Annotated in this window: 12 protein-coding genes and 2 riboswitches; of the genes, 2 read left to right on the top strand and 10 right to left on the bottom strand. The window is 56.9% G+C overall.

Annotated elements, in window-relative coordinates; translation table 11 throughout:
- Positions 1–156: 156 nt before the first annotated feature.
- The 6 genes from gcvP to ABWO67_RS14345 form a co-directional block, all read right to left on the bottom strand.
- Positions 157–3,054: an aminomethyl-transferring glycine dehydrogenase gene (gene gcvP, locus ABWO67_RS14370; RefSeq protein ID WP_353152668.1), complete on the bottom strand. Its 2,898-nt coding sequence runs from the start codon at positions 3,052–3,054 to the stop codon at positions 157–159.
- A gap of 46 nt (positions 3,055–3,100) precedes the next feature.
- On the bottom strand, positions 3,101–3,481 hold the full coding sequence (gcvH, locus tag ABWO67_RS14365; protein WP_353152666.1) for a glycine cleavage system protein GcvH: 381 nt from the start codon (positions 3,479–3,481) through the stop codon (positions 3,101–3,103).
- Positions 3,482–3,524: 43 nt separating this feature from the next.
- A complete protein-coding gene (gcvT, locus tag ABWO67_RS14360; protein WP_353152664.1) occupies positions 3,525–4,619 on the bottom strand; it encodes a glycine cleavage system aminomethyltransferase GcvT in 1,095 nt (364 codons plus the stop codon).
- A gap of 54 nt (positions 4,620–4,673) precedes the next feature.
- Positions 4,674–4,783: riboswitch (glycine riboswitch) on the bottom strand.
- 23 nt (positions 4,784–4,806) lie between these two features.
- Positions 4,807–4,896: riboswitch (glycine riboswitch) on the bottom strand.
- A 63-nt stretch (positions 4,897–4,959) separates the two neighbouring features.
- Complete coding sequence (locus ABWO67_RS14355; protein WP_353152670.1) at positions 4,960–5,904, bottom strand: tripartite tricarboxylate transporter substrate binding protein; 945 nt, start codon at positions 5,902–5,904, stop codon at positions 4,960–4,962.
- A 73-nt stretch (positions 5,905–5,977) separates the two neighbouring features.
- The gene (gene nadC, locus ABWO67_RS14350; protein ID WP_353152662.1) at positions 5,978–6,877 is read right to left on the bottom strand and encodes a carboxylating nicotinate-nucleotide diphosphorylase; all 900 of its coding nucleotides are present in this window, start codon (positions 6,875–6,877) and stop codon (positions 5,978–5,980) included.
- A 98-nt stretch (positions 6,878–6,975) separates the two neighbouring features.
- Positions 6,976–7,923, bottom strand: a complete 948-nt coding sequence (locus tag ABWO67_RS14345) for an NUDIX hydrolase (protein ID WP_353152660.1) — start codon at positions 7,921–7,923, stop codon at positions 6,976–6,978.
- 188 nt (positions 7,924–8,111) lie between these two features.
- Here ABWO67_RS14345 and ABWO67_RS14340 point away from each other — a divergent pair, with 188 nt between their 5' ends.
- Entirely contained in the window at positions 8,112–11,369 is a 3,258-nt protein-coding gene (locus ABWO67_RS14340; protein WP_353152658.1) for an EAL domain-containing protein, read from the top strand.
- A gap of 3 nt (positions 11,370–11,372) precedes the next feature.
- Here ABWO67_RS14340 and ABWO67_RS14335 read toward each other — a convergent pair whose 3' ends face one another.
- The 4 genes from ABWO67_RS14335 to apaG all read right to left on the bottom strand — a co-directional run bounded on the left by ABWO67_RS14335 (position 11,373) and on the right by apaG (position 15,060).
- Entirely contained in the window at positions 11,373–12,146 is a 774-nt protein-coding gene (locus tag ABWO67_RS14335; protein WP_353152656.1) for a DsbC family protein, read from the bottom strand.
- Between the two features lie 70 nt (positions 12,147–12,216).
- Entirely contained in the window at positions 12,217–13,389 is a 1,173-nt protein-coding gene (locus ABWO67_RS14330; protein ID WP_353152654.1) for a UbiH/UbiF family hydroxylase, read from the bottom strand.
- Positions 13,386–14,666, bottom strand: a complete 1,281-nt coding sequence (mltA, locus tag ABWO67_RS14325) for a murein transglycosylase A (protein ID WP_353152652.1) — start codon at positions 14,664–14,666, stop codon at positions 13,386–13,388. The genes ABWO67_RS14330 and mltA overlap by 4 nt, the downstream gene beginning before the upstream one ends.
- Before the next feature lie 19 nt (positions 14,667–14,685).
- Positions 14,686–15,060, bottom strand: coding sequence for a Co2+/Mg2+ efflux facilitator ApaG/CorD (apaG, locus tag ABWO67_RS14320; RefSeq protein ID WP_353152650.1), 375 nt, complete (start codon positions 15,058–15,060; stop codon positions 14,686–14,688).
- Between the two features lie 111 nt (positions 15,061–15,171).
- Here apaG and rpe point away from each other — a divergent pair, with 111 nt between their 5' ends.
- The gene (gene rpe / locus ABWO67_RS14315) at positions 15,172–15,873 is read left to right on the top strand and encodes a ribulose-phosphate 3-epimerase (RefSeq protein WP_353152648.1); all 702 of its coding nucleotides are present in this window, start codon (positions 15,172–15,174) and stop codon (positions 15,871–15,873) included.
- Positions 15,874–15,947: the final 74 nt, after the last annotated feature.

The following is a 15,947-nucleotide window of genomic DNA, read 5'->3' as shown; positions in this document are numbered from 1 at the left end:
GACACACCCGCCTTTCTCAAGAACGAAAGTTCACGCAAACGTCAAACACCGAACATCAAGAACAAAAAATCACACACACGCCACATGTCCACCATCAAGAACGAAAAAACGCCCGCAAAAACACGGGCGCTTCCTTACTGAACACACGGACTCAAATTATGCCGCCGACGACTCCGCAGCCACATCGTCAACATAATCTTCCATCGGCGGGCACGAGCACACCAGATTGCGGTCACCATAGGCATTATCAACCCGTGCAACCGGCGGCCAGTACTTATTGGCGCGCAGGCTAGCGACCGGATACGACGCTTCTTCGCGCGTGTAATCGTGATGCCACTCGGTAACCATCAGCATCTGGGCCGTGTGCGGCGCATTCTTCAGCACGTTGTCCTGAGCGTCTTTGGCACCGCTTTCAATGGCAGTGATCTCTGCACGAATAGCAATCATCGCATCGATGAAGCGATCGAGCTCGGCCAAGCCTTCGGATTCGGTGGGTTCCACCATCAGCGTTCCCGCAACCGGGAAGCTCATGGTCGGTGCATGGAAACCATAGTCGACCAGGCGCTTGGCGATATCTTCGGCGGAAATCCCGCAAGCATCCTTGATAGGACGAATATCCAGAATGCATTCGTGCGCAACGCGGCCATTGTGTCCCGCATACAAAATAGGGTAATGCGCTTGCAGACGGGCCGCAATATAGTTGGCATTCAAGATGGCCACCTCAGTCGCCGCCAGCAAACCCTCTGATCCCATCATCGTGATGTACAGATAAGGAATAGGCAGGATACTGGCCGAACCAAATGGCGCCGCCGACACTGGGCCGACTGCGGTATCAGCGGAAAGCTCGCCCGCCTCATTCAAGATGCCTGGCAAGTATGGCGCCAAATGCGAACGCACTGCCACGGGGCCTACGCCCGGGCCGCCACCGCCATGTGGAATGCAGAAAGTTTTGTGCAGGTTAAGGTGGGAGACATCCGATCCGAACTTACCCGGCTGCGCCAGACCGACCATGGCATTCATGTTGGCGCCATCCAAATACACCTGGCCACCGGCATCGTGCACCAGCGCGCAGATTTCGGTAACGGCCACTTCGAACACACCATGCGTGGACGGATAGGTAATCATGAGGGCGGCCAAGTGGTCGCCCACCTTGGCTATCTTGGCTTTCAGGTCAGCCACGTCGACGTTGCCGTTTTCATCTGACGCCACGACCACGACGTCCATGCCGGCCAACTGGGCCGAAGCCGGGTTGGTACCATGGGCCGAAGCGGGAATCAGGCAGACGTTGCGCTGATGCTGGCCGTTGGCCTGGTGATAAGCGCGTATGGCCAGCAAACCGGCATATTCGCCTTGAGCACCCGAGTTGGGCTGCAAGCTGATCGAGTCGTAGCCGGTGATCTCGCACAGCGCGGCCGACAAGCGATCAATCAGCTCTTTGTAACCCTGGCTTTGAGATACCGGTGCATAGGGATGCATGTTGCCGAATTCGGGCCAGGTGATGGGAATCATTTCGGCCGTGGCGTTCAGCTTCATGGTGCATGAACCGAGCGGGATCATGGTGCGATCCAGGGCAAGGTCCTTGTCGGCCAGGCCACGTAGGTAGCGCAGCATGTCCGTTTCAGACTGGATGCGCGTGAAAATGGGGTGCGCCAGAATTGCGGATTCGCGCAACAAGGCAGCAGGAATACCATGGGCGGCCGGCAACGCGCGCTGTGCGGCAGCGTCCCACGATTTACCCAGCGCCTGCGCAAACACCTGCAACAAGGCGTTCAGGTCAGCTACGGTAACGGTTTCGTCCAGCGACACCGCCAACTGCGTGCTGCCAACCTGGCGCAAGTTGATGGATGCTGCCTGTGCTGCCTTGACAATGGCTGGTGTTTGGTCGCCGGTATCCAGCAACAGCGTGTCGAAAAATTGTTGGTTTACGACCGTAACACCCAGTTCGTTCAAGGACTGGCCCAAGAAGGCTGTCAGGTAGGCCACGCGTTCAGCGATGCGCTTAAGGCCGACGGGGCCGTGCCACACCGCGTACATGCCAGCCATCACAGCCAGCAATACCTGCGCTGTGCAAATATTGGAAGTGGCTTTTTCGCGGCGTATGTGTTGTTCACGGGTTTGCAAAGCCAGGCGTAGCGCAGGCGCACCTTGGCTGTCTTTCGAGACACCGACCAGGCGGCCAGGCATATTGCGTTTGAACGCATCTTTGCAGGCCATGAAACCGGCGTGCGGGCCGCCAAAACCCAATGGCACGCCAAAGCGCTGAGCCGATCCGATAGCGATATCGGCGCCCCATTCACCAGGCGGCGTCAGCAACGCCAGCGCCAGCAAGTCTGTGGCGGCAGCCACGACGGCCCCCTGGGCGTGGGCTGCTTCGGCAATGGCGCGATAGTCGGCCACACCACCCAGGCTGTGCGGATACTGAAGCAAAACACCAAAGCAATCTGGTAGGCCTTGCGCTTCGTCGCCCACGACGACATCGATGCCCAGGCCGCTGGCGCGTGTACGCAGGATTTCTATGGTTTGCGGATGGCAATGGACGGACGCGAAGAATACCGTGCTTTTTGAACGCGAACCACGCCGCGCCAGCGTCATGGCTTCGGCTGCGGCCGTGCCTTCATCCAGCAAGGATGCGTTGGCAATATCAAGACCGGTAAGGTCTGCCACCATGGTTTGGTAATTCAGCAGGGCTTCAAGGCGGCCCTGCGAGATTTCCGGCTGATAAGGCGTATAAGCCGTATACCAGGCCGGATTTTCGAGAATGTTGCGCAAAATGACATTAGGCACCAGAGTGCCGTAATAGCCTTGGCCGATATAGTTGCGGAATACCTGATTACGGCCCGCAATCTCCTTGAGTTCGGCCAGTGCATCGGCTTCGCTGCGCGAAGCGGGCAAATTCAATGCGCCGCGCTTCAGGATGCTGGGAGGCACCACTTCCTGAACAAGGGAATGCAGGTCGGCTACCCCAATAACCGACAACATTTTTGCCTGATCGGCCGGAGCCGGCCCGATATGGCGAGGAATAAAATCGGAATGGGGGTCTAGTTCACGCAACATAATCAACCTAAACAGAGCAAGTTTGCAGCAAATGATTTAAATGGAATCAGCCGGCATTGATGATGGCGTTGTAGCCATCAGCATCCAGCAAGCCGTCGATATCAGCGATATTGTTGGGTTTGATCTTGTAGATCCAGGTATCGAAGGCGGCATCGTTGATCAGGTTGGGCTGATCGTTGAGCGCCTCGTTGAACGCCACAATTTCGCCATCCACAGGCGCGTAGATATCGGAGGCGGCCTTCACCGACTCCACTACGCCGGCGGTCTCGCCCTTTGTCAGCACAGCGCCCGGATTCACGTCGCCAACAAAAACCAGGTCGCCTAATTGATCTTGGGCGCTATCGGTAATGCCTACGGCAAGAACATCGCCCTCGACCTTTACCCACTCGTGTGAAGACGTATATTTGCGATCGGTTGGAAGACTCATGATTAACCCCGTATAAAAGAATATTCGTTATTTAGAAGCTGTATTAGGCAACAATTTTGCCATTACGTACAAATGGCATTTTCACCACTTCGGCGGGCGCCCATTTGCCGCGGATTTCAACCTGGATCTGATCGCCGGGCTGCGCGCCCAGCGGCACACGCGCCATGCCTATGGAAACGCCCATCGTGGGCGACATGGAACCGCTGGTCAATTCGCCTTCGCCTTGCTGGGTGCGCACTTTCATGTGGCCGCGCATGACGCCGCGCTCCAGCAGCTTTACGCCGACCAGCATGCGGTCGACTACGACCGCTTCCAGGGCATCGCGACCGATAAAGCGACGTTCGGGATCTTTAAGCGATACAGTCCACGCCAGTGCGGAAACCAAGGGATTCACCTGCTCGTCCATTTCCTGGCCATACAGGTTCATGCCGGCTTCAAGACGCAAGGTATCTCGGGCGCCAAGCCCGCATGGCCGTACGCCGTTCTGTTCAAGGTCGCGCCAGAAGGCCACAACCTGATCAGCCGGCAGCACGACTTCGAAGCCGTCTTCGCCGGTATAACCAGTACGAGCGACCAGAATATCGTCAGCAACGAAAGCGCCCGTAAAGGGAGCAATAGCGTGAGTATCTTGTTCCCAGTCAGGGCGGGCTGTCCATACTTTGGCACGGGCGTTAGGACCCTGCACCGCCACCATGGCCAAGTCGCGGCGCGGCGTGACAGTAACGTCGAAGCTTCCCGATGTCGCCTGCTCTTGCATCCAGGCGACATCTTTATCGGCGGTGCCCGCGTTCACGACAACACGCCATTGATCGGCGCTGAAAAAGTAGACGATAAGATCGTCGATGACGCCGCCTTGCGGATTGAGCATGCACGAGTACAACGCCTTGCCTGGCACGGAAAGTTTGCGAACATCGTTAGCCAGCAAGTGCTGCAGAAAGGCTTCTGCATCGGTTCCGTTTACGTCGACATTCAACATGTGCGATACGTCGAACATGCCTGCATCCTGGCGCACAGCATGGTGCTCTTCCAATTGTGAACCATAGGCGACGGGCATGTCCCATCCGCCAAAATCGACCATTTTGGCGCCAGATTCGATGTGGACTGCGTGCAGAGGGGTGTGCTTTAAGGCGGATGACATGGAGGCTCCAGGAAACAGAAAATGAACGACGTAAGCCATCAGTATGTTGGCCGGCACCGCCCTTCTGTCCTTTTGCCTGAGAGTTAGCCCGGATTGCGGGTGTTCACCTTCGGCGCCCGCGGCGTCGCCCATGGGGCGGCGCGAGTCTCTCCAGAGTGCTGCCTTGCGTGCTTACGAAGAACCAGGCAATACAAGAGCGGTACAGGGTACCTGAGCGATTCTGGGCGAATTGCGCCTTCGGTGGCCGGAAAAACCGACACTCTCCCACTCTGTGTAATGACAGCAGTTGCAAAGAATAACTCGAAAGCGGCGGAACGACAAATGAAATAAAACCTTGTCGTTAGTCCACCTTAAGTCCCATCTCTCGCGTCAGGCGGCTGAACCTGGCAATATCTTGCTGGATCAGCTTCTGGAAATCAGAAGCGCTGCTTGTCGTTGTTTTGTAGCCCAGATCAAGCAGGCTGCGCGCCATGTCGGGACGTCGCATAATCGTCGCTATGGCCATGTTAAGCCGCTCAATGACAGCTGGCGGCGTTCCCGTCGGCGCCAACAATCCGTGCCACTGGTCCAGTTCGTAACCTGCAAGGCCTTGCTCGGCCACTGTTGGCACCTCCGGCAACAGGGGTGAACGTTGCGGCGATGTCACAGCCAGCGCACGCAGTGTTCCAGCTCTAAGAAAGGGCAAGGCGCTTGAGGCAGTAACAAAGCCCAATCCGATATTGCCCGCTACCAGATCAGTCAACGCCGGGCCGCAACCACGATAAGGCACATGCAGCCAGGCGGCCTCGGCGCGCCGAACAAGCATTTCGCCGGCCAGATGCTGCGGCGTGCCGTTACCGCAAGACGCATAGGCCGGGGCCGGGACTCCGGGTGTTCCCCTTCCCCCTTTCAACGCCTGATCCAAACTGTGCCAGGGCGAGCTTGCCGCGGTCACCAGGACTGACGGCACGAAAGCCACATTGATTACGCCTGTCAGGTCTGTTTGCGGTGAAAAACCCAAGTTGCCATACACCCCCGGGTTAATCGCATAGCTGCTATTAACGACAAGCAAGGTATAGCCATCGGGCTTTGCACGCGCTACTGACTGCGCCCCGATATTGCCGCTGGCGCCAGCGCGGTTCAGCACTACGACAGGTTGGCCCAGATCCTCTTCCAGGCTTGCAGCCAGGCGACGCGCCAGCAAATCAGTCCCGCCGCCCGGCGGGAACGTAACCACCAGCGAGATCGGATGAATCGGGTAATCAGCCGCGGCGCTATCGAGCCCGGGCTGATCAGAATCCGGCATGACGACCGCAACCGCAATCGCACAGATAGCGCTCAGCGCAGTGGCGCAAGCAAAGAAAAACGCGCTAGACGACTTAGGCATTGCAGGCATCCAGGCCGACATCGAGGACCGAGGCACTGTGCGTCAGCCAACCTACCGCAATCAGGTTCACGCCGGTTTGCGCCACGGCCACCGCAGTGGCGGGCGTTACACGCCCCGAGGCCTCCGTCACCGCCCTGCCGTCCACCAGGCGCACCGCCTCTTTGAGCGTATCAAGCGACATATTGTCCAGCAAGACCGCGTCTATGCCCAGTTCCAGCCCTTGCGCCAATTGCTCTAGCGTGTCGACTTCCAGCTGGATCTTCACCATGTGCCCGACACCTGCACGGGCCCGCAATATGGCTTCCCGAACGCTTCCAGCCACGGCGATATGATTGTCTTTGATGAGTACGGCATCGTCCAGACCAAAGCGATGATTGCTGCCACCGCCAACCCGCACAGCATATTTTTGAACGGCACGCAGTCCCGGCAGTGTTTTACGTGTACAACTGACGCGAGTGCCATAACCCCGTATCGCATCGGCAATAGAGGCTGTTGCGGTTGCCACCCCGCTTAACTGACCAAGAAAATTCAACGCAGTACGCTCAGCCCCCAAGATGGCGTGCGCCGAGCCCGTCAGAACGGCGATTTCGTCGCCCGGCATCAAGCGGGCGCCATCTTCCAGCCTTGCCTTCATCTGGATGCCCGCATCCATCAACTGAAAAGCAAGCCGAGCCAAGTCCAATCCGGCCAGCACACCCGTTTCACGCGCCATCAGGCGCAGCCGCGCCTGAACATCCCTGGGCACGATGGCGTCGGACGTAAGGTCACCCGCGCGCCCCAAGTCTTCACGCAGGGCATGGCGCACCAGTGGCTCCAAGATCACCTTGGGAAGTGGGACGATCGCCGCCCTCATGCTGTCAACATCACTTGAAATCGTTTTTATTATGCTCATTTTGAGTATTTAAGGATAAAAAAATACAGGACCAAACAGGCCCAGCAGGAACGTGTATTTATACTAACTTTGAGCATAAGAGAGTGTCAAGCCCCTTTTTATTTCGCCAATGGCAGCTTGCTGCCGAAAATGGCCCGTTCGCGCAGTACGTCGCTACGGAACTGAAACAACTTGGCGGGCCGGCCGGCCGTTCCATGGGCCATTTGGCCGGTGTCTTCTACCAAGGCCTGTTGCTCGATAAAGCGGCGAAAATTCTGCTTATGCAGCCGACGCCCTGCCACCCCTTCGAACGCTTGCTGCAATTGCAATAACGTAAACTCAGGCGGCATCAATTCAAATACCATTGGGCGATAGCGTATTTTCGCGCGTAAACGCGCTACTGCCGTCGCCAGAATGCGACGATGATCATGCACCATCGAATCCCCTGGCATTGGCACGGCCAACGGCCCTTCGGATCGGCGAATCGCTTCTGGAACGAGGCCAGCCTCGAATAGCAGCTCATAACGCTGCAACACCATGTCTTCACTCCAGACGGCGGCATCCGTTCCAAAGGTATAGGCGACCCGTTGACGGCGTTGGCGCATCTCGGCTGCTGGTGCATCGTTGCACCAATGCGACAAGGCCGGCAAAATCTGCTGCGCGATCATGTCGGGACGCCCGTCACGCCAGTCTTCCCAGGGGAAGTAACGATACCAGTCCTGCCACCCCACCTCGTCGATATCGGGATTACTCAATTCCCGGGTCAGCCCCAGATAACTGACAGAAATAATGCGTTGCCCTTGCTGGTTAGCCCGATCGCCATCTGCGAACGTATAGAGTTGTTCGACATAGCCCAGAGGATGATGGGTTTGGGCTTCGACCCAGGTGCGCAAGCCGGCCTGCAACGAGCGATGCGACGACTCAAACGGCCCTGCGGGCAAGGCATGCGTGCCATCACGGGTCAAAACGCGCGGCTGGCCTTGAGTCACCGCCACCAGCACGGCGACCAGTTCGGTTGCCACCGTATTGCCGGGCGAAGAAAAAGAGTCAGCGTAGATAGAGGGCATAAGAGACACGGCGGATTGAATGTGATGTCGAGAAAAACCAACTATATCCTATCGTTATTCTGCTAATGAAAACCGCCAAACCAGTTAATATCTACAACGCAACAAAGATAAAGCCAGGCCATTAATCCGGACAAATCAAAAAAACTGCTATGCGCCTATATTTATCGTTGATCAGTCTTCGAACGCGTTTGCTTCTGCTTATCCTGGCGGCCTTGCTGCCAGCCGTAGGCATGCTGGTTTTTCAGAATATCCAGAACAACCAGAACGCCCATAGAAACCTGGCGCGCGATGCCGAATTCATTGCTTACCAAATTGCCACCTTTTCCAAAGAGACACTGTCTGAGCCCGATCAGTTTCTTGCCCATCTGGCGACCGTGCCTGAACTGCGCCAGACCGGACCTGCGTGCGATGCGTTTCTTGCCTCAACGCTAAAAAGCGTATCTTCGATAGAGAACATCCTTGTCCTTCGCCCTGATGGCGAGGTCGTCTGCTCTGGCTTGCCGCAAATCAAGCCCGCCAATTTCTCGGACAGCCCACAATTCCAGAACGTCATCGCAAGCAAAGCCACGTCCATCGGCAATTTGCAGATCAACAAGCTGAACACCCAGCCGGTAATCGTTTTTGCCCGCCCTATTATGGACGAACAACAAACCATTACTCACGTCCTATCCCTATCGGTCAAAACTTCGTCACTGGGAAGCGCCCTAAGCCGCGCATTGGCAAGCTCACCGGAATTTCAAGGCGTTGCAGCAGCCGTCATAGATACCACAGGAACCATCATTGCCGCTGCGCCGTCATACGAACATGTCGGCCAAAAAATTCCGGATTGGCAGACGGTGCACGAAAAGCTCAACACAGGCGCCTTGACCCAAAGCGAGACCTGGCGGGACACCACCCCGTACATGACTGCCTACCTGCCGCTCTATAGCGCTAGCACCGGTACGCTACATCTTCGGGTGGGCCTGCCACTTGCGGGGCCATTGGAGTCAATCCAATCCAACAGCAACCGCAATTTCCTGGTCGTTGCCATCGGGTCGCTATTGGCGCTTGCTGCGGCATGGGCACTGAGCAACTGGCTGGTACTGAGGCCAATCGGCATCCTGAACCGTACTGCAACGCAATTGGGTCGCGGCGTCTTGAGCGCCCGTACAGGGCTAGGTAACAGCGGCGGCGAAGTGGGTGCTTTGGCGCGCCAGTTCGACAATATGGCACAGCAGTTGCAGCGCCAGCATGATGCCTTGCTGCGGATCGGGCGTGTACAAGCGGTACGCAGCGCCACAAACAGCGCAGTCCTGCGCGCCGATAACGAAAAAAAGCTGCTGGATGATATCTGCGCCCTAATCCGCAGAGTCGGCGGATACGAACTTTCATGGGTGGGGTACGCGCCGACTGAGCTCGCGATGCCTTTGCAGCCGCAAGCGCACTCTGGCGCCGACCAGGACATCCTGAACAGTTTTTCTTTTACCAACTGGAATGAACATCATCCCGATCCCGGCCCCGTAACCAACGCAATCCGCACAGGAACATCGCAGGTTTTCCAAGGCTTATCGACAGCAAGCACTGCTACCGGATGGCGCCTGCAAGCCGCCTCTAAAGGATATGCCTCTGCCATTGGACTGCCTCTGCAGGTCGACAACACCATTATCGGCGGCCTGGGAATTTTCTCGGCCGATCCGCAAGCGTTCGGTCCCGAAGAAATCCGGCTTCTCACCGAAACCGCCAACGACGTTTCCTTTGGGCTTTCGGCACTACGCGCCACCAACGAACTGCGACGCAGCCAAGAGTTCCTTGGTTTAGTCGTCAACAATATACCGAGCATGGTGTTTGTAAAAGATGCCCAGGATTTGCGTTTCGTAAGCATGAATCCCGCCGGGGAATTGCTGACCGGTTTTCGCGAGGCAGAAGTCATAGGCAAGACCGACTATGATCTTTTCCCACGAGAGCAAGCCGATGTCTTTGCTGCCAGGGATCGCGCGGCGCTTAGTGGGCGAGGAAGGCTTGCCATTGCAGATGAGGCTATGTCCACCGCGTTCGGCGACATCAGGATGCTGCACACAAAAAAATTGCCGCTGCTGGGCGCAGATGACAAGCCAAAGTATCTACTCGGCATTTCGGACGACATTACTGAGCAAAAAAAGATCAATGAACAGCTTGTATACCTGGCGACCCATGACGCGCTGACGGGTTTGCCAAATCGCGGCTTGCTGATAGACAGGCTTATGCAAGCGACGCTGCGGGCAAAGCACATGAAGGAATTGCTGGCGTTGCTCTACGTCGACATTGACGGTTTCAAGGAAATCAATGACACGCTGGGCCACTTCACCGGGGATAAAGTCCTGCAGACCGTAACCGCCTTGCTGAAGGCAACCGTGCCGGACATTGAAACCATTGCCCGCGTGGGCGGCGATGAGTTCGTGCTTATTCTGGAAAGCATTTCATCTCAGGAAGAGGCCGCCGCCGCGGCCAGCCTGATCAAACAATGCTTCCAGACAGCCATAAAATTGTCGGATCGGGAAATATTCCTGACAGTCAGCATAGGCATAAGCCTATACCCCACCGATAGCAACGACTGTGAAACCTTGCTCCGGATTGCCGACATCGCGATGTATCACGCGAAATCCGAAGGACGCAATACCTACGTTTACTACTCGCACAATCTAGAGGCGCATACCACCGAAAAAGTGGAAATGCGCAATCTGCTGCGTCAGGCCATCGACAAGAACGAACTGATCCTGCACTACCAACCCAAGGTATCGGTGCTGACAGGAAAGATCATAGGCGCCGAGGCACTGATCCGCTGGAACTGCGCCGGACGCGGCCTGATTTCCCCAGCGCAATTTATCCCGCTGGCCGAAGAAAGCGGCCTGATCATCCCGATCGGAGAATGGGTGCTGCGTGCCGCATGCGAACAAGCGATGCAATGGCAGCAACAAGGATTTGCGCCCCTGATCATGGCAGTCAACTTATCGCCGCGCCAATTCAGGCAGTCCGATCTACGCGAACGCATACAACAAACATTGGCCGATACCGGCTTGCGCCCCGAATACCTGGAACTGGAAGTCACAGAAGGCGCAATCATGGACAATGCCGCCAGTGCAATCCGCCTGCTTAACGACATCGACGACATGGGTGTATTGTTGGCGATCGACGACTTTGGAACCGGCTATTCCAGTCTGGCCTACCTGAAGCAACTACCGGTCAGCGTATTGAAAATTGACCAGTCATTCGTCAAGGGGCTGACCTCGGAAGCCGACGATGCCGCCATTGTGACGGCCGTGATCGCCATGGCCAAATCATTGCGCCTGGCCGTAACCGCCGAAGGCGTTGAAACCGAAGAACAGCTTGAAGCCTTGAGGAAACTGGGCTGTGATAACTATCAAGGCTACTACTTCAGCAAATCGATACCCGCGCAAGAGTTCGTTGCACTACTGGCCCGCCAGACCTGATTCTCAATTCAGGGAATCGAGCTTCTTTTGCAATGCATCCAGCGGTAGCGCGCCGTTTACGCGGCTGCCGTCGGCAAAGATAATGGCCGGTGTTCCTTGCACCCTTAGCTTCTTACCCAAGGCCAAGACAGTCTCGACCGGCGTTTCGCAAGTGGCTTGCGGCGGAGTCGTACCGTCGAGCATCCAGGCACGCCATGTTGCCGCCTGATCCTTCGCACACCAAACGTTGCGCGCCTTCACTTCCGAATCCGGCGACAAAATAGGGAACAAGAAAGAATAGATCGTGGTGTTGTCGATGTCTTTCATGGTTTCATGCAAACGCTTGCAATAACCACAATTCGGATCCTCGAAAATAGCCATTTTTCGCGCGCCGTTGCCCTTTACCTGCTTAACGGCAAGCTCCAGCGGCAGATCGGAAAAGGACACCTGCGCCAACTTTTCCAGGCGTTCCGCCGTCAAGTCCTTGCGGTTCTTGGCGTCGACCAAAGCGCCTTGCAAAATGTAATCCACCTTGGCATCGGTATACAGCAGGTCCATGCCGATCTGCACTTCGAACAAACCAGGAAACGGAGTGGGTTTTACGTCGGTGATATCAACACCCGGAAACCGCTCGGCAAAATTCTTACGTACGCTTTCAGTAGACAGCACGACGGCAGACGACGCTGCATTGCCACTTTTGGTCGAAAGCACCGCCCCTTCTGCATAAGCCGTACCGGCAACGAAAGGCAGACAAGCAGAAAAAACAAGTGCCAGCTTGCCCATGAAACGTAAACGCATAACAACTCCGTGAGATAAAAATAAGCAGCGAATTAAACGCCACAGGCGCCATCCGCTACCTTAACAACTATTATTGCCCTGCCGCGCCGCCAATAAGGAAACGCTTGATGAAAGGCAGGTGATCGACACATTGCATGCCCAGGTTGCGCGCCCAGACTATGGGCGTGGCCTGCGCCGCGAACAAGCGGTGCAAGCCATCAGTGGCCACGCGCATTGCCATGATGGGCTCAGCGCGCGCACGCCGATAACGATGCAATACACGTAAATCGCCGGCCTTTCGATAAGACTCTTTGTCACCCAGGACGCGCAATAGTTCCGCGACATCAGCCAGGCCAAGGTTAAGCCCCTGCCCCGCCAAAGGGTGCACGCGATGCGCGGCATCGCTGACCAGCGCCACGCCAGGGGCTACCATCCCGCTATGCTCCAGAAACAACGGAAACCCGAACAATGGGCTACGGACACCGAGACGGCCCAGCCGTCCTCCGGTCGTCGCGGCCAGGCGGGTTTCCAGGGCATGGTTGCGGTCGCTTTCCGGCAACGCCATCAAGGCTTTCGCCTCGGACTCGGGCATGGACCACACCATGGACACTTGGTGGCCATCTGTAGTGTCGGGCAACGGTAATAATGCCAGAACCGAATCGCCGGTGAACCATTGCAGGGCTATATTCTGATGCGGCAGTTCAGCGTTAAGGTGGACCACCAAGCCCATGTCGCCATAAGGCTTGGACTCATGCTCAATTCCCGCAGCCGAGCGCACCAGTGACTGGGCGCCATCGGCGCCGACCAGCAGATCCGCCTGAAGCGCGCGGCCGGTATCGGTAATAAGCGTGTGTGATTCCAGCCGCTGGAATTTTTCGGCGTGCCACGTAACGCCGAATACCTGCACGGCTTGCTGCAAGGCGCGTTCCATTTCGCTGGATTCGACTATCCATGCCAAGGTCGTCTGTGCCGCCTGCCAAGCTTGCAGGCTTAATTTCCCGTTGCCGTCGCCATAGACTTCCATGGTTTCCACAGGCGTCAGCCGATGCGCATTCATCATCTTCCATACGCCGAGCTTGGCCAGAAAAGCCTGACTGGCAGCGGAAATGGCATACACCCTGGGGCAGTAAATATCATTGGCCACCGGCGCCGGCTCAGCGCGCGGCCCGATCAATGCCACATCGAAACCGGCCTTGGTCAAGCCTAGCGTTGCCGCCAGGCCTGCGATGCCGGTACCGCATACCAGTACAGATTCTTTACTCATCGCGCAGAAGGTGCCCCCGCCTGTTTAGGCCACAAGACCCACATTGCGCCGCGCTGCTTCATGCGCCCGGCCATGGCCCCGGCCTCGTCGCCAAAACCCCAGTAAAAGTCGGTACGGGCGGCCCCCTTGATGGCGGCTCCGGTATCTTGCGCAAACACAAGGCGCTCAAGCGGCTTGTTAGTGGCAGGATAATTGGTTGCCAGGAATACGGGCGTGCCCAGCGGGACAAAGGTGGTATCGATTGCCACGGATCGCTGCCCGATCAGGGGAATGCTGTACGCCCCTTTAGGCCCCAGTTCAGGATCGGTCACCGCTTCTTCGTTGAAAAAAACCATGGCCGGATTGGCGTTCAGCATTTCCTGCACGCGTGCCGGGTTGCGCTTGGCCCACGCCTTGATATTTTGCATGGAAGTCTGGGCCAGCGGGAGTTCGCCCTGCTTGGCCAGCCACTGGCCGATCGACGCATACGGACGCCCATTATGATCGGCGTAGGCCAGCCGTATCGTGTCGCCATTGTCTAGTAGCGCCCTGCCCGAGCCCTGGATTTGCAGGAAGAAAGCTTCGACGGGGTCGTTGACCCAGACAATAGCCGGCGGCTGTCGCTCTGGCGATTTGGCGATTTCAGCGCGGGTATCGTAAGGCACGACCCGCTTTCCTGCCAGCTTTCCACGAATGCGTTTACCCGCAAGCTCAGGGTAGACCGCCCCCAGCTCAATGGTCAGCAGATCTTCAGGCGCGGCATACAAAGGCCATTGGTAATCACCCTGGCGCTTGCGCGAAGCGCGCACCAAAGGTTCGTAATAGCCCGTCACCGTGTTTTCAGCAGCCTTGCCACCGGCATCCAGCAATCGCCATGGTTGCAACTGGGCCTGCAAAAACTGGCGAACAGCAGGGCCTGTAGCGGTCTCGGCGCTGAGCCCCGACTGGGCGGCTGCGGCACACACGGGTTGCCAGGCCCGCGGCGTGGCGCGCGCCTGCATGGCCAGCGAACCCGAGACAGGCCGCATCAAGCCCTTGCAGTTGTTGATGAAGGCCTTCCATACGTGATTCAGGTCATCGTTCTGCCAACCAGGCAACGTCGCCCAGCTTACCTGCTGGAACCGGCCGGCCAACGTACGCGGCGCCGTGTCGCGCAACGAATCGAGCGCCGGCACGCGCAGGGGCTGTTCGGCGATATTTCCCGACGGAGCGGCGGATTCAGGCGAGGACGAAGGAGGGACTGTGGAGCATGCTGCAAGCAAGGCCAGCAGCGATGAAGAAAGCAGAATTCTTTTCATAAAGTGACCAGGCTACGATTTAATGCAAAGTGCGCGGCATTGCCAGGACAAATTCCTGGATGGGAACGTCGAATGGAACACCGTTCTCACCAACGCAGTGATAGGTTCCACGCATAGTACCTACCGGAGTAGGCAAGGGACAGCCACTGGTGTATTCGAATGTTTCGCCCGGACTCAGCAAGGGCTGCTGCCCGACGACGCCCAGGCCACTAACTTCCTGGATATGCTGCTGGCCGTCGGTAATGATCCAGTGCCGGCTGATTACCTGCGCGGCATGCTCACCCTGATTGGTGATACGTACTGTATAGGCAAACACGAACTGCTGTTCTTTAGGTTCGGATTGTTCTGGCAAATACTGTGGAGTAACTGTGACTGAGATGTCGTAAGGCTTCATGTTCAGATTCCAAATTAAATGGTCGTGGCGGTATTTAAAAGGAAAGTCAGCACTAACCTGTAATAATGGCACATTCGCTGCTTCGGTTTTTATCTAACAACGGTTGCTCCCATGCCATTTACCCAACCTACCCGTATTGCCCCCAGCATTCTGGCGGCTGACTTCGCCCGATTGGGCGAAGAAGTAAAAAATGTCGTTGCCGGCGGTGCCGACTGGATACATTTCGATGTAATGGACAACCATTATGTGCCAAATCTGACCATAGGCCCCATGGTTTGCGAAGCCTTGCGCCCGCATACCCAAGCCCCTATAGACGTGCACCTGATGGTTGAACCTGTCGACGCCATTATCCCGCAATTTGCCAAGGCGGGCGCCAATATTATTACTTTCCATCCGGAAGCGTCGCGCCACCCCGACCGGACATTATCCCTGATCAAGGAACATGGCTGCCAGGCAGGCCTGGTATTCAACCCCGCCACGTCCCTGGAATGGATGGACTACGTCATGGACAAGCTGGATGTCGTGCTGCTGATGTCAGTCAATCCCGGCTTTGGCGGGCAAAAATTCATACCTGCCACGCTGACCAAGCTTGCACAGGCACGTCGCAAGATCGACGCGTGGGTCAATGGCGGGGGGCAGCGCATCGCCCTGGAAGTCGATGGCGGCGTGAAGACCGACAATATCGCCGCCATACGGGCGGCAGGCGCTGATACTTTTGTCGCAGGCTCGGCCATATTCAGCCAGCCTGACTACAAAACCGTTATTGATACCTTGCGCGCGGAAATCGCCCGCGGCGAGACCATGTCCGCATAGGAAGTTGAGCCTGTGCTTTGACGCCAAGGTCGCGCTAATACGCGTACCCGGTGCGGACGGTATTTCGTTCTTGA

Origin of the sequence: Pollutimonas bauzanensis (genome assembly GCF_040393045.1) — a bacterium.
Classification (GTDB): Bacteria; Pseudomonadota; Gammaproteobacteria; order Burkholderiales; family Burkholderiaceae_B; genus Pollutimonas; species Pollutimonas bauzanensis_A.
Note: the sequence above shows the minus strand (reverse complement) of the source record. Positions and strands in the feature narration are given on the sequence as shown.

What these genes read in the sequence shown, in the direction of transcription:
- gcvP (WP_353152668.1), bottom strand. Translation starts at nt 3,054, where the DNA reads ATGTTGCGTGAACTAGACCCCCATTCCGATTTTATTCCTCGCCATATC.
- gcvH (WP_353152666.1), bottom strand. Translation starts at nt 3,481, where the DNA reads ATGAGTCTTCCAACCGATCGCAAATATACGTCTTCACACGAGTGGGTA.
- gcvT (WP_353152664.1), bottom strand. Translation starts at nt 4,619, where the DNA reads ATGTCATCCGCCTTAAAGCACACCCCTCTGCACGCAGTCCACATCGAA.
- ABWO67_RS14355 (WP_353152670.1), bottom strand. Translation starts at nt 5,904, where the DNA reads ATGCCGGATTCTGATCAGCCCGGGCTCGATAGCGCCGCGGCTGATTAC.
- nadC (WP_353152662.1), bottom strand. Translation starts at nt 6,877, where the DNA reads ATGAGCATAATAAAAACGATTTCAAGTGATGTTGACAGCATGAGGGCG.
- ABWO67_RS14345 (WP_353152660.1), bottom strand. Translation starts at nt 7,923, where the DNA reads ATGCCCTCTATCTACGCTGACTCTTTTTCTTCGCCCGGCAATACGGTG.
- ABWO67_RS14335 (WP_353152656.1), bottom strand. Translation starts at nt 12,146, where the DNA reads ATGCGTTTACGTTTCATGGGCAAGCTGGCACTTGTTTTTTCTGCTTGT.
- ABWO67_RS14330 (WP_353152654.1), bottom strand. Translation starts at nt 13,389, where the DNA reads ATGAGTAAAGAATCTGTACTGGTATGCGGTACCGGCATCGCAGGCCTG.
- mltA (WP_353152652.1), bottom strand. Translation starts at nt 14,666, where the DNA reads ATGAAAAGAATTCTGCTTTCTTCATCGCTGCTGGCCTTGCTTGCAGCA.
- apaG (WP_353152650.1), bottom strand. Translation starts at nt 15,060, where the DNA reads ATGAAGCCTTACGACATCTCAGTCACAGTTACTCCACAGTATTTGCCA.
- rpe (WP_353152648.1), top strand. Translation starts at nt 15,172, where the DNA reads ATGCCATTTACCCAACCTACCCGTATTGCCCCCAGCATTCTGGCGGCT.